We start from the raw sequence: 12,918 nt of genomic DNA on the forward strand, positions 1-12,918 counted from the left end.
GCTTGTCATTCCCGACGCCTGTCAGTCGTCGCGGAGCTTCTTGAGCCGCGCCACGTCCGCCGCGTGCCCCTCCTTGCCGCCCGGGGTCTCGATCACCAGCGGCACCCCCTTGGTCGCCGGATGCCGGAACAGCTCCCGGAACGGATCGGCGCCGATATATCCCGCGCCGATGTTCTCGTGCCGGTCCTTGTGGGCCCCGGCGACGTCCTTGGAGTCATTGGCATGGATCAGTTTCAGCCGCCCCTTGCCCGTGACCGAGACCAGCTCGTCCAGCGTCTTCTTCATCCCGCCCGGGGCTGCCAGGTCGTGACCGGCGGCGAAGACATGGCAGGTGTCCAGGCAGACCCCCAGCTTCGGATGGCGGTCCAGCGCGTCGAAGTACGGTCCGAGATCCTCGACCAGCGAACACAGCGAGGAGCCCTGTCCGGCGGTCGGCTCGAGCAGCAGCCAGGGGTCGTCGTCGTGGGTGAGCTCGTCGAGCAGCGGCAGCATCCGTTCCCGTACCTGGGCGAGCGCCTTGGGCCGCGCCCGGCCGCCGGTGGCCGAGCCCGTGTGGACCACGACGCCCGGCGCGCCGATGGCGCGGCCCCGCCGCAGCGAGTGGCGCAGCGAGTCGACCGACCGCTCGGCCGTCTCGGCCGTGTGCGAGCCGAAGTTGATCAGGTAGGGGGCGTGCACATACGCCTGGATGGACTGGTCGGCACACGCCGCGCGGAACTTCTCGTCCTGCGCCGCCACCCCGCGCGGGGTCGCCCAGCCGCGCGGATTGGCGACGAAGACCTGGACGACCTCGGCGCCGATGTCTCGGGTGTACGGCAGACCGATGGCGGCCAGGCCGCCGGCCACACGGATATGGCCGCCGACCGGATTGCGGTCGCGGGCGCGCTTCTTGGACGTACTCACGAGCCCAGAGTGCCAGCCCCGGCCCGGCCCCCGTGCGCCGGGCTCGGGCCCGGCGCACGGGGGCCGGCGCCTAGAGGACTCCCTTGACCTTGATCGTGATCGTGCTGCCCTTGGGCGCCTCGTCCCCGCCGTCCACCGACTGGTCGGTGACCGTGTCGCCGGGGAACAGCAGCGGCTTGTCCACGTCGACCTCGAAGCCCGCCGCCTCCAGGGCCGCCGTGGCGTCGTCCACGGACTCGCCCGTGACGTCCGGCACCTCGATCATCTCCTGGCCCTTGGACAGGGTCAGGGTGATGGTGTCGCCCTTGGCGCCCTTGGTGTCCCCGTCCGAGGAGGACTGCTCCGCGACCGAGCCCTCGTCCTCGTCCGAGAACACCCGCTCCTCCGCGATCTTCACCTTGAACCCCGCGTCCTCGAGGTCGGACCTGGCGTCGTCCACGGACTCGCCGACCACATCGGGGATCTCGATCTCGGGGCCCCGGCTGACCACGATCCCCACGGTGGTGTTCGGCCGGCGAGTGGTGCCGGCCTTCGGGTCGGTGCTGAGCACCGAGCCCTGCGGCGTCTCGGAGCTGAAGGTCCGGGTCACCTCGCCGATGGACAGATTCGCGTCCGAGATCTGCTGCTTCGCCTCCGTGAGCGGCATGCCCACGACATTGGGGACCTGCGTGCGGGGCGGCCCGTCGGAGATGTGGATCGTCACCGTGCCGGTGTTGCGAATCTGCTTGCCGCCGCCCGGGTCGGTCTTGATGACCTTGCCCTTGTCCACGACATCGCTGAACTCCCGGGCGACCTTCACCTCGAGCCCGGCGTCCTTCAGCTTCTTCCGGGCGTCCGCCTCGGACTTGCCCAGCACATAGGGCACCTTGGTGAACTGGCCTGAATTGATGTACCAGACGCCCACCCCGATGCCGAGCGCGAGCAGCACGCCGACGACGATCGTCACGATCCCGCGGCGCGGCAGCCGGCCGCGGCCGGCGGACTGCCGGGGACGACCGGTCTGCGGTGGCTCCGGCGGGAGCTCCAGCCTGCTGGTGAGATTGAGCTGCTGCTCATCGGCGGGCACCGGCCCCCCGATGCCGCCGACCGGGCGCGGGATCACGCTCGTACGGTCCTCGGAGCCGTCGTGCGCGTCCGCCCTGGCCTGCGGGGGCACGGCGTCGAGCTGCTCCTCGGTCAGCGCGGCCCGCGCGGCCCGCGCGAGGCCGAGCAGCTCGACCGCGTCGGCGGGGCGCTGAGCGACCTCGCGCGCGGTGGCCCTGGCGACCAGGCCGTCCAGCTCGGGCGCGACCCCGGGCGCGGTCGCCGACGGCGCAGGCACGTCCTCGTTGAGGTGCTGGAAGAGGACCTGCGCCGGGGTGGTGCCGGTGTGCGGCTTGGCGCCGGTCAGCATCTCGTAGAGCACCACGCCGCAGGCGTAGACATCGCTGCGGGTGTCGGCCGTGCCGTGCTCGATCTGCTCGGGCGCGAGATAGGACACGGTGCCCAGCACGGTGCCGGTGGAGGCGCTGGTGTTGGAATCCACGGCCCGGACCAGCCCGAAGTCGGCGACCTTCACCCGGCCGTCGTCGCCGATCAGCACGTTCTCCGGCTTCATGTCGCGGTGGACGAACCCCGCGCGGTGCGCCGCCCCGAGCGCGGCCAGCACCGGCTCCAGGATGTCCAGCGCGGCCCGCGGCTGAAGCGCCCCGCGCTCGCGCAGCACATCGCGCAGCGTGCACCCGGCGACGTACTCCATCGCGAGATAGACGTGGGAGCCGTCGGTGCCCTGGTCGAAGACGCCGACCACATTGGGGTGGGCGAGCCTGGCCACGGACTTCGCCTCGCGGATGAAGCGCTCGACGAAGGCGTCGTCCACGGCGAGCGACTGATGCATCACCTTCAGGGCCAGCACCCGGTCGAGCCGGGTGTCGACGGCCCGGTAGACCGTCGCCATGCCGCCCACCGCGATGCGCGCGTCGACGCGGTAGCGGCCGTCGAGCAGCTGTCCGACCAGGGGGTCATGCAGGGTCGTATCCACGAGAGAGGAGTCTACGAGCCCGATCCGGCACGCCCGGACACCAGCGCGGCCCGGCCGCGGGACTGGTGCCGAACGGTGACACCGGGCGTCGCGGGGGTGCGGCTTTCGCCGCGTTCGGCCTTGCCGCGAGGGCGTGTTCCGGTGGATCTTGCCCCTGCCCCGCCCCTTCCCGATGCTCCACGCTCCAGACAGGTAGTTGTGGAGTGATCGACAGCGGCGGTATCGCAGCAGGTCGAGACTGTCTCGCACCCTTTGCGCTCCCCAATGGGTATGGAGACCAGGACTTCGGTAATGGGCGGGGCTGCTGAGACCCTGCTGGCCGTGGCCCGCGACGCGGCGGCCGAGGTGTGCGAGGACGTGCCACGGTCCCGGGAAACGACGGGCGAAGCCTCCACGCGATGGCCTCGCCCGTCCCCGCTCGGTGGTTACTCCCGACGGTTGATCTCTCGCTGACGGCGGTCACGCTTTCGCCAGTTGATCTCTCGCCGACGCCGGGCACGCTCCCGCTGCCGGTCTAGCAACAACTCTTTCCGGTGCTCGGAGTCTTGGGGCCATAGCTCGCGCGCAAGCGCCCTCAGTCCGAGGAGCAGCAGCCCGAGGACGGCGACAACCAGTACGGAACCCCAAGGAGCCCCGTCCGGAAGCTGGAACATAGTGGAGAGCCTTCCGACCTAGTATCGGTCGGCGGGTCGCGATCAGGCAGCTAGTACGGCGCTCCCCAGCGCGCTGCGACGGAACCCGCCCCGGTGCGTGTACACGAGGAAGGCAAGGTTGGGCCCCCGAGGCGTGATCTGCGGTGATGCGTCGATCGGCTCGGGCGTCCAGAGCGGTATTTCATCTGCTGCCGCCCGACCCAGTAGCCGGGACAACAGCAAGATCAGCAACCGTCCGAGGAAACGCAGGAGACAAGCGATCAACTCGGCCAGTGCTGCGAGGAACCGCTGCACCGCACAGCGCCGTTCCTGCGCTGTGGACGCCAAGCGCAAGTCTTCAACGGCAGACTTAACGCGAGCATGCGCATGGTCTCCCTCGTCGAGGATTTCGAGCTCGCTGAGGGCTACGAGGGCATTGACGAAGGCGTGTGACTTTCCTCCGCCCATAGGGGCACGAAGTAGATCTTCTTCGGAGGAGGAAACCAGTGTGTCCAAGAACCCCAGTTCCCATCTACTTGGGAGTTCGGACTCGTTCCGTTCCATTACACCTCCTTGGCATCTGATCCGCTCACAGAAGTCTAGCGGCACGTCTGGCGGCGTCGCGCGCATTCGGAGTTACCACGCTTCGCGCGCGCCTCGCCCCATGCATTCTGTCCTCAATCATCCTTAAATGACCAGTTATTGGAGGTGGTGCCATGCCGGGCCCTGTCCCGAAGCGATTCAACCAGCGCCGCCAGCGCAGCAAGAGCGACGGTCTGGAGCGGTGAAGGCCCGGGGCAGCGCTATCCCGAAGATTCCTCCGATTGACGAGGGGCTGGCACCCTCGTTGCGGCGCCGGTATTCGCCGCTCGCGGATTCTGGGCAATCGCAGATCCGAGACCATGCCGACCGAGATGGCCGTGCCGTGGGCTGACCTACCATGCCCCGTACTGGCTGTGCCTGATGGCTGATACGGGGCCACATCCGGCGTGGCATAAGCCTTCGTTGACGACCTCGGCGCGCAGCCGGAAGGGTCTTTCCTCGCATTTCATGACAAAATATATATCTCTCGCGTTGCGGCGGTCATGCGAGGGTGCAACCAGTCATCGACCTTTGGCGCTTGGGACTACAGCGGCGTACCGTGTAGTTGAGCCAATGCCGTTCGAGTTAGGCGGGTAAGAGATGTTACCGGAAATTGGCGAGAACCTTCGGCGCCACAGGATGGCGGCCGGAATCACTCAGGAAACCCTTGCGTATACCGCGGGGCTCGCACCCTCCACTGTCGCGAAACTGGAGCAAGGCGGAAGCGTCCGCATCGAGACGCTGAACAAAATCGCCCGCGCCCTTCACGTCAAGACCTCTCAGCTCATGGCGCCGGACACTCCCGATCCCGTCAACGAAGACAGTTCCCGGCTTGGGCTCGTCGAGTTGCGAAACACTCTCACTCCTCCAATCAGCCTGACAGACCCAACGCGTCAAACAAGCGAAGAGCCCGACTTGCCCGCGCTCTTGGAGGTGATCAGGAGCGGGGCAGCAGCGTACGACACCTTGGGCTTTAGGGCACTCGCGAAGAGGCTTCCGCAGGTTATCCGTGACGCTGACTCCGCCGTGTTCCATTTCGATAGCGGAGAAGAGCGAAACCGAGCACTGGCTACACGGGCTGAGGCGTACCTTCTCGGGGGGGCGCTATCTGACGCAAGTCCGGCAATACGATCTTGCGTACCGTGCCCTGTCCGGCGCGATCCGTGACGCTCGCGAGATTGGCGACACCAATACGGCAGCATTCGCCGTTGCGGCCATGTCTTATCTTCTGTTGCGGCAGGGTCGTCTGGATGAGGCTGAGCGCGTGGCGGTAGAGGCGGCAGACCGCGTAGAGCCGCGCATCTCAACGGCGGAACCGGAACGGCTGGTCGTGTGGGGTTGGCTGGCCCTTGCGAGTGCTGCCTCCGCCGTCCGGAACAACCGGGATGACGCTGCGGGAGAAGCGGGTCGGATTGCCGCGTCTGCTGCCTCCGCGCTAGGTGTGAAGCCCGTCGGCGTTCAGCGCTTCGCGGGGTTCGACTCAACTGTAGTAGGTATGAAGACCCTCGAAGAGGAACTGATCAAGTCGGACGGTGACCCTTACCGCGTCATCGAAGAATCGACCGACAAAGCCCAACTGTCTGACCGCGCCCTACTGAAAACCCCTGGTCTCTCCGGGACAGACAAGAACCGCCACAGGCTCACCGTGGCGTCCGCCTACATCGAAGTTCGAGAGTTCGACAAGGCTTTCGAACGGTTGACGGCCATCGAGAATCAGCAGGGCGCCGAGTGGCTGCGTCATCAGAAGGACGCGCGAGACGTGATGGAGAAGATTGCCCGCAAGCGCAAGCGGAGGCTTACGGGAGAGCAGCGCCACATCATGGCGATACTTGGCGTCGCTGCCTGACTACACGCTATGCAGTAGTTCGTGGCACTACTGCGTAGCCGCTACTGCAGAACGCGAGTAGCGGTGATGGCAGGTTCCTAATCTGCTTCAACTCGCTAATGACCGGCACCCCTGCCTCTTTCTAGGGTCTGACGTCTAGTCAGCAAGTACCCCCGCAACCGATGTGCGTCGGGCCCGGGGGCGCGGACCACCTGATGTGAGAGGCAGGCAGCCGTGAGCAAGATTAGCCACAGTCACCCGAACGTGGTGTCGCTCGTACGAGATATGGCCGAAGATCGTGTCGGTATCTGCATGAGCTGGGGTGGACCATACGTCATGCTCGGGCTCCAGTTCGGAGGCAAGGAATGGCAGGCACGCCCGGAAGATCTTCGCTCGGCGGGGGGTTGCCTTGCCTGAGCGCGAAGTCTCCGAACACCCCCGCACCGCCGACATTCAGCAACTTCAAGCGGCGTATCTCATGCACCGGGCCGAATGCGAGACGTGCACGCCCGACCAGTCGTGTGACATAGCGCGACGGCTGGAAGAGGCGCGGCGTGCGGCGGGAGTGTCATGAGCGCGAACTGTGTGGAGTGCGCCCGCCTGGAGCGCGAGAAGGAAGCGGCGCGTCGAACGGGGGACCTGAGCAAGGTCACCGACTGTGCGGTGTTACTGAGACGACACCCCGATCACAGCAAGAGGAGGGCTCCCGCCGGAAGGGGGGGAGATGACTCGGGCCATCTGCCGCTTCTGTGAGTTCCAGCTCATCCCCGATACCGAGCCTGATGCCGAACCGCTCACGTTCACCATGCAGTGCGCGGTGTGCGAGCAGGCTGGGGAGGCCAGCGATGACCAGGCCGCCGCGCACACGTGGGCGACCGGTCACCTGAAGGCGAACCCGGAGCACTTCACCTATCGGGAGATCATCACCCGTCCCTGCCGGTTCGCGTCGGGGGCGTGGCAGTGACGCGAACCATCCTGAGAAGCTTGGACCTGGTGCTCAGTGCCGAACGCGCGCAGGGTGCGCTGGACGGGATCTATCGCGCCGAGTGCATGACGTGCCCGGCCACGTCGGGGCGGGTGGACAGCGATCCCGGTCTCGTTGCGCGCTGGGCCATCCTCCGCACCCAGCAACAAGAACCGAATCATGGTCAGTTCCTTGTGACCGTTGAGCGTCACTGGCGCGCGGCCTCCGTGCACACCCCGAACGGACACGGCACGGCCACGCTGCCCCCGGCCCGCAGCGCCAGCACCGTCAGCCAGGCGCCCGCCACGCACCGCGCCCCCGGACGCTGGGGCGCCTGCTGGCGTCGCGCCGTGGCGTGTCAGGGGCGACTCGCCGGGCCGCTGGTCCTGGCCACCTTCATGGTGGTTGCCGGACTCGGCGGCTACCTCATCGGGACCGGTCACGACACCGGCTGACCTGCTAATGACGCCCGCATGGTCGGAGATGCTCCCCCGTAGCCTCCGGCCGTGCGGGATCAGTGGCGCTCCCTACCGGACAAGCCCCGAGTTCGATGGGCAGACGTGCCCACGCCGAGCGGACGCGCTTGAGGCTCCGGCCCCGGTCCGCCCCTGCACTGGACTGCCGCGTACCGCGCGCTTAGCTCATCTGCTTTCCACGCAGCGGGTGCCGCTTCCGCCATGCATCGATTCGGTCCTCCGGCCACAGCGGGGTGCGCCCCACGTAAAGGGCGCTGGGAAAGTCGTTGTTGGAGCTGTTCAGGTTGTAGACGTGCTGCACGGTGATCTTCAGACGTTCTGCCGTCTGCCGTGCGTCGAGATAACCAGGAATCTCAGCGCTCATTCACCCACTCTACCTTGATTGTCATAGCTGAATTCATCGTGTAGTGTTCTTAGGTCAACTAATTCTTGGGGGGGGGTGACGGTCACGGGGGCTGCGCAGACGCGGAAGTTCCGGGGGAAGAACAAGGCCTCGAAGTGGACAAAGCCCGACGACGGGATCGTGTCCGTGATGGTGCTGCGTCTGGCCGTGACCGACCCCACCGACCTGGCCCGGCTGGAGAAGCTGTTCGGCGCGATGTGGTCGATCAAGCGGGCCGTTCAGCGCGACGCCCGCGCCAAGGTCGATGCCTACTGGGCGGCGAAGCACGAGCGCGACCGAGATGGCGCGAAGGCTGTACGCCAGCGCCTCGGCCTGTCCCGTGAGGCCCTGGAACGCTGCGCCTACCGGCATCTGGAGAACGCTGGACACCTCAAGCACCACGCCAGCAAGGCCCTCGCCATGCACATCGCTGACGAGGTGTGGAACGGCGTGTCCCGCCACCTGTTCGCCGACAACACAGGCAAGCGCTTTGGCCGCCCCAAAGTCGGGCGGTGGTACGACCTCACCCGCATTCCGGGCCGCGCTCGCTCCCACACCACCGAGAACAAGTGGGAGACCTTTCGCCTGGTCGGGACCCTCCACGGGCACGCCATGGCCTACACCGACGGCGGCCGGCACGACCTGATGCAGCCGCGCCGGATGCCGAAGCCGACTGTGCCGGGTGGCAAGGTCCCCACCGGCAAGCTCGCCGCCGCCGGGAAGCCGGGCATGCGGAAGGCGAACTGGTGGGACCACACCGGCCCGCTGGCCGTGGTGTTCGCCGGAGGGCCAGTCGGCAGGCGCGGTGACTTCGTGCTGCCCGTCCGTATCCCGCAGGGGCCGGGCCAGTGGGCCAGGGTGGAGCACTTCCTCGCCGATCCGCGCTGCTGGCACAAGGTGGATCTCGTACGCCGTCGCAAGGCATCCGCGCCTGGCGGCTGGGTGTACGAGGCGCGCCTGATGGTCCTCCGCCCCGGTCACGCCTCCCCGGCTGTCCGGCAGATGCGGCAGCGCGCCGCCGAGCTGGGCCGGATCGGCGGGGTGGACGGCAACGTCTCCAACTTGTCTGTCGTTTCCTTCCCCGCATCCCTGGACCTCGACGAAGGCACCCCGGCCTCCTCGGAGATCACGCTGACCGAACAGGAGCGGGTGCGGCTGGAGAAGGAGGCCAAGAAGAAGCGGGCCCGCGCGCGGGCGCTGGAGCGCTCCCGCCGGGCCACCAACGCCACCCAGTACGGACTGTCCAAGAGACAGGCCCGAAGGGCGGAGCGCCGGGCGGCGAAGGGTCTGGGGCCCAAGGCCGTGACGGTGCCGGGCGGTGCACGTGCCGCACGGTTGGATGGGGTGCCGAAGCAGGCGTTCCGCCGCGACTGGCTGTCCCGCAACTACTGGGAGATGCGCGCCCGCCAGGCCGAAGCCGCCGCGTCCGCTGCCGAGTACCGGCGCCACCGCGCCCGCCAGATCGCACGGGAGATCATCGCCGTCCACGGCCCCCGTCTCACGGTGGAGGACTGCGACATCCGCACCTGGTACCGGCTGTGGGGCAAGCGCCTCTCCCAGACCACGCCCGGCACGCTCATCTCCGCCCTGGACATCGAATGTAAGGCCGCCGGTGGCCGCCTCGTACGCGCCTCCACTTGGTCAACGGCCTTGTCCCAGCACTGCCTGTGCGGCGAGCGCGTCACCAAGTCCCTGCGCGACCGGGAACACAAGTGCATTGCCTGCGCACTCGTCGGCAAACGCGACCTGGTATCCGCAGCGCTGGCCGCCTTCGTGGACCTGGCCGACCCCGACGACCCCAAGACGGCCCGACTGGATTCCGCCAGGTCGCGGCACGCACAGATCATCTTCAACGAAGGGCTGGAAGAGGCCCTGAGTGAGTCAACCACACCGTGCCAGAACACCCCTCGGGGTGCTGGTCGCGTGGCAGTCCCACGTCAGCCTGGGACCTCTGCTCACCGAACGCCGGACGGCGGGACCGAGCGACCCCGGATGAGACACGCCCCGTGCGTGACCACGTCGGAAAGCCCGGACCCCGCCCCGCGTGCAGTCCACAGCTCACCCCCTGGTGAACTGCGGATCAAGTCTTAGTTGTGGGACGCGGCGGCCAGCGCGGCCAGTTCCTCCAGCGCGGTGGTCCAGGTCGCCGCCGCGTACTCCGCGTGCTTGGCCTTCGCGGCGTCCGGGACCGCGAGTGCCCGGATGCCGCTCTCGGCCAGGCGGAGCCGGGTGCCGGGGCCCTCGGGGGAGAGGGCGAACTCCACCAGGGTCGAGTCGCCCGGCGCCGCGCCCAGGGGCTGGTCCGGCTCGCTGGCCAGACGGAAGCGGAACAGTGCGTCCGGCACCGCCCGCTCCACCCGGCCGTGGAACTCGCCCTGCTCGTCCCAGCGGAAGCGGAGCGTCCCGCCGGGGCGCGGGTCGATCTCGCAGCCCCCGAACGCGTACCAGGCGCGGATGTGCTCCGGGGTCGTCAGCACCCGCCATACGCGGTCGACGGGCGCCGGGATGTACACCTCGCGCTCGATCCGGTCGGCCACCATGCCACCCACGCTAGCCGCTCACCGGCCTACCCGAAGTCCGGGCGCTCCGGGTCGAACGCGGCGAGCCCCTCGGCGGGTGAGGACGCGTGGGCGAAGTGGCGGCGCGGGATGCGGCCGGCTCGGTGGGCCAGCCGTCCGGCCCGGACCGCGTGCCGCATGGCCTCGGCCATCAGGACGGGTTCCTGCGCCCGGGTGACGGCGGACGCCAGCATCACCGCCGCGCAGCCCAGCTCCATGGCGAGCGCCGCGTCCGAGGCGGTGCCCGCGCCCGCGTCCAGGATCACCGGGACCGTGGCGCGCTCGACGATCAGCTGGAAATTGTGCGGATTGCGGATGCCGAGACCGGAGCCGATGGGGGAGCCCAGCGGCATGATCGCGGCACAGCCCACCTCCTCCAGCCTGCGGGCCAGCACCGGGTCGTCGTTGGTGTACGGCAGGACGGTGAAGCCGTCGTCCACCAGCGTCTCGGCGGCGTCCAGCAGCTCGACCGGGTCGGGGAGCAGGGTGCGCTCATCGGCCACCACCTCCAGCTTCACCCAGTCGGTGCCGAGCGCCTCCCGCGCGAGCCGGGCGGTCAGCACCGCCTCCCCGGCCGTGAAGCACCCGGCGGTGTTGGGCAGCACGCGGATGCCGTGCCGGTCGAGCACCGACAGGACCGAGCCCTGCACGGTGGGGTCCAGGCGGCGCATCGCGACGGTGGTGAGCTGCGTGCCGGAGGCCAGCAGCGAGCGCTCCAGGATCTCCAGGCTGGGCGCCCCGCCGGTGCCCATGATCAGACGGGAGGAGAAGGCGGTCCCCGCGATGGTGAGCGGGTCCGGATCGAGGTCCGGGTCCGGGTCCGGGGCAGGGCGCATCGTGGTGTACGTCGTGTTGTGCATCGTTTCGGCCATCCGGGGTTCAGCCTCCTTGGACCGCGGTGAGGACCTCGACCCGGTCCCCGTCGCCGAGCGGGGTGGCGGGCCACTGGCCGCGCGGGACGACCTGTTCGTTGACTGCCGCGGCGACCCCCGAGCGCGCCCGGGTCAGCTCCGCGACCAGCAGGTCGAGGGTCGTGCCGCCGGGGAGCTCGCGGGGCTCGCCGTTCACGGAGACGGTCATGGAGGCGCTCATGCGGGCTGCTCCTGCGGTACGGGTGGGGTGGGGTGGGCGGCGGGGAAGCGCCGCGGTGAGAACGGCCGGGCCTCGTCCGGGAGCTCACCGCGCGTCAGCACCTCGGCCATGACATCGCCCGTGACGGGGGTGAGGAGAACGCCGTTGCGGTAGTGGCCGGTGGCCACGGACAGCCCGGGCAGCGCGCTCGGGCCCAGCAGCGGCGCGTTGTCGGGGGAGCCGGGGCGCAGCCCGGCGCAGGTCTCGACGAGCGGCAGCTCGGTGATGCCGGGCACCAGCTCATGGGCGTCGCGCAGCAGTTCGTAGACGCCGCCCGCGGTGACCGTGGTGTCCCAGCCGAGCTCTTCCGAGGTGGCGCCGACGACCAGCTCGCCGTTCTCGCGCGGCACCAGATAGACATGCCCGCCGCGCACCTCGGCCCGTACGGTCCTGGACAGGAACGGTGCGTACGCGGGCGGCACGCGCAGCCGCAGCACCTGGCCCTTGACCGGGCGCACGGGGGGCAGCGCGTCCTCGGGGACGCCCGCGAGCCGTCCGCTGAGGCTGCCCGCGGCCAGCACGGTACGCTCGGCCGCCAGCCGTGTGCCGTCGGCGAGTTCGGCGCCGGTCGCGCGGTCCGCCGAGAGCGTCAGCCGCTCCGCGCGGGACCGGTGGAAGACCACCCCGGCTCGCTCGCACGCCGTCAGCAGCGCCGCCGCCAGCCGCCGCGGGTCGACCTGGTGGTCCCCGTCCACCCGCAGGCCCCCGCGCACGCCCGGCGCGAGCATCGGCTCCAGGCGGCGGCATTCGCGCCCCGTCAGCCACTGCGACTCCAGCCCGAGCCGCCGCTGGAAGTCATGGAGTTCGCGGAGCTGGGCGCGGTCGTCGGGGTCGAAGGCCACGGCGAGCGTGCCGCAGGCGCGATAGCCGACGTCCTGGCCGCTCGCCTCCTCCAACTCGGCCACGAAGTCCGGATAGCGGCGCGCGGAGGCCAGGTTGAGCGCGAGCAGCGTCTGCTCGCCGTAGTGGAGCTCGGTGACGGCCGCGAGCATCCCCGCCGCGACCTGGGCCGCGCCGCCGCCGGGCGCCGGGTCGGCGACGGCGGTGCGCAGGCCCCGCAGGGCCGCCCGCCACGCCGTGACCAGGCCGATGACGCCGCCTCCGATGACCAGCGCGTCGTACGACCCGTCCGGCCGCGTACCCGAGGATGGCCGCGTACCCGAGGATGTGCGTGACGGCGTACGTGATGATGCGTGCATGGGCGTGACGCCCCTCCCTTCGCCGGCATGACCCGGATCAGGTTCGTACGGTCGGAGGCCGCTTCAGCCTCCCTCTCAGCCCGGTGCGTCCGGGCTCCCGCGAGAGCTTCGTCCCGCCACCCTAGTACGAGGCCGGAACCGCCCGGAAGGGCGAGCCCCCGGCCACGGGGTGTGCCAGTGCCCGCTGTGCCGGAGATCTCGTCCGTCGGTTCTCCGGTCGGCACCGCACACCGTCCTAGAGTGATC

The 12,918-nt window shown here is 69.3% G+C and carries 12 protein-coding genes, 1 pseudogene and 1 riboswitch; of the genes and pseudogenes, 5 read left to right on the plus strand and 8 right to left on the minus strand.

The genetic code is table 11. The features are described 5' to 3' along the window. Positions 1-21: 21 nt before the first annotated feature. From ACH4S9_RS06225 to ACH4S9_RS06235, 3 genes are all read right to left on the minus strand, one after another. Positions 22-903 carry a deoxyribonuclease IV gene (locus ACH4S9_RS06225; protein ID WP_398370116.1) on the minus strand — a complete coding sequence of 294 codons (882 nt, stop codon included), beginning with the start codon at positions 901-903 and terminating at the stop codon, positions 22-24. Positions 904-973: 70 nt separating this feature from the next. Then, the gene (pknB, locus tag ACH4S9_RS06230; protein WP_385348873.1) at positions 974-2,923 is read right to left on the minus strand and encodes a Stk1 family PASTA domain-containing Ser/Thr kinase; all 1,950 of its coding nucleotides are present in this window, start codon (positions 2,921-2,923) and stop codon (positions 974-976) included. A gap of 695 nt (positions 2,924-3,618) precedes the next feature. Further along, a complete protein-coding gene (locus tag ACH4S9_RS06235) occupies positions 3,619-4,119 on the minus strand; it encodes a hypothetical protein (RefSeq protein ID WP_398370119.1) in 501 nt (166 codons plus the stop codon). A gap of 618 nt (positions 4,120-4,737) precedes the next feature. Here ACH4S9_RS06235 and ACH4S9_RS06240 point away from each other — a divergent pair. The 4 genes and pseudogenes from ACH4S9_RS06240 to ACH4S9_RS06255 form a co-directional block, all read left to right on the plus strand. Next, positions 4,738-4,917, plus strand: a pseudogene (locus ACH4S9_RS06240) (helix-turn-helix domain-containing protein); the annotation flags it as partial. Positions 4,918-5,146: 229 nt separating this feature from the next. Then, positions 5,147-5,983: a hypothetical protein gene (locus tag ACH4S9_RS06245; protein ID WP_398370562.1), complete on the plus strand. Its 837-nt coding sequence runs from the start codon at positions 5,147-5,149 to the stop codon at positions 5,981-5,983. 703 nt (positions 5,984-6,686) lie between these two features. Further along, positions 6,687-6,926: a hypothetical protein gene (locus ACH4S9_RS06250; RefSeq protein WP_398370121.1), complete on the plus strand. Its 240-nt coding sequence runs from the start codon at positions 6,687-6,689 to the stop codon at positions 6,924-6,926. Between the two features lie 29 nt (positions 6,927-6,955). Continuing rightward, positions 6,956-7,381 (plus strand): hypothetical protein, encoded by a 426-nt coding sequence (locus tag ACH4S9_RS06255; protein WP_398370528.1) that lies wholly within the window; start codon positions 6,956-6,958, stop codon positions 7,379-7,381. 181 nt (positions 7,382-7,562) lie between these two features. Here the strand turns inward: ACH4S9_RS06255 and ACH4S9_RS06260 are convergent, their stop codons facing one another. Next, positions 7,563-7,766: a helix-turn-helix transcriptional regulator gene (locus ACH4S9_RS06260; protein WP_398370123.1), complete on the minus strand. Its 204-nt coding sequence runs from the start codon at positions 7,764-7,766 to the stop codon at positions 7,563-7,565. 168 nt (positions 7,767-7,934) lie between these two features. On the opposite strand from ACH4S9_RS06260, the gene ACH4S9_RS06265 reads away from it, so the two are divergent. Further along, positions 7,935-9,875 carry a transposase gene (locus tag ACH4S9_RS06265; protein ID WP_398370125.1) on the plus strand — a complete coding sequence of 647 codons (1,941 nt, stop codon included), beginning with the start codon at positions 7,935-7,937 and terminating at the stop codon, positions 9,873-9,875. On the opposite strand, the gene ACH4S9_RS06270 is transcribed toward ACH4S9_RS06265, so the two are convergent. The 4 genes from ACH4S9_RS06270 to thiO form a co-directional block, all read right to left on the minus strand. Next, positions 9,872-10,324 (minus strand): SRPBCC domain-containing protein, encoded by a 453-nt coding sequence (locus ACH4S9_RS06270; protein ID WP_398370127.1) that lies wholly within the window; start codon positions 10,322-10,324, stop codon positions 9,872-9,874. The two genes, ACH4S9_RS06265 and ACH4S9_RS06270, sit on opposite strands and share 4 nt — an antisense overlap. Positions 10,325-10,350: 26 nt before the next feature. Then, positions 10,351-11,178, minus strand: coding sequence for a thiazole synthase (locus ACH4S9_RS06275; protein WP_398370530.1), 828 nt, complete (start codon positions 11,176-11,178; stop codon positions 10,351-10,353). A gap of 43 nt (positions 11,179-11,221) precedes the next feature. Further along, a complete protein-coding gene (thiS, locus tag ACH4S9_RS06280; RefSeq protein ID WP_385348906.1) occupies positions 11,222-11,422 on the minus strand; it encodes a sulfur carrier protein ThiS in 201 nt (66 codons plus the stop codon). Between the two features lie 8 nt (positions 11,423-11,430). Further along, entirely contained in the window at positions 11,431-12,672 is a 1,242-nt protein-coding gene (gene thiO, locus ACH4S9_RS06285; RefSeq protein ID WP_398370129.1) for a glycine oxidase ThiO, read from the minus strand. Then, a riboswitch (TPP riboswitch) is annotated at positions 12,670-12,783 on the minus strand. Its footprint overlaps the gene before it by 3 nt. Positions 12,784-12,918 lie beyond the last annotated feature (135 nt).

This window comes from Streptomyces sp. NPDC021225, from assembly GCF_044332865.1.
In the GTDB taxonomy this organism is placed as follows: Bacteria; Actinomycetota; Actinomycetes; order Streptomycetales; family Streptomycetaceae; genus Streptomyces.

Coding starts and splice junctions, on each gene's coding strand:
- ACH4S9_RS06235 (WP_398370119.1), bottom strand. CDS start 4,119: ATGGAACGGAACGAGTCCGAACTCCCAAGTAGATGGGAACTGGGGTTC.
- ACH4S9_RS06250 (WP_398370121.1), top strand. CDS start 6,687: ATGACTCGGGCCATCTGCCGCTTCTGTGAGTTCCAGCTCATCCCCGAT.
- ACH4S9_RS06260 (WP_398370123.1), bottom strand. CDS start 7,766: ATGAGCGCTGAGATTCCTGGTTATCTCGACGCACGGCAGACGGCAGAA.
- ACH4S9_RS06265 (WP_398370125.1), top strand. CDS start 7,935: ATGGTGCTGCGTCTGGCCGTGACCGACCCCACCGACCTGGCCCGGCTG.
- ACH4S9_RS06270 (WP_398370127.1), bottom strand. CDS start 10,324: ATGGTGGCCGACCGGATCGAGCGCGAGGTGTACATCCCGGCGCCCGTC.
- ACH4S9_RS06275 (WP_398370530.1), bottom strand. CDS start 11,178: ATGCGCCCTGCCCCGGACCCGGACCCGGACCTCGATCCGGACCCGCTC.
- thiS (WP_385348906.1), bottom strand. CDS start 11,422: ATGACCGTCTCCGTGAACGGCGAGCCCCGCGAGCTCCCCGGCGGCACG.
- thiO (WP_398370129.1), bottom strand. CDS start 12,672: ATGCACGCATCATCACGTACGCCGTCACGCACATCCTCGGGTACGCGG.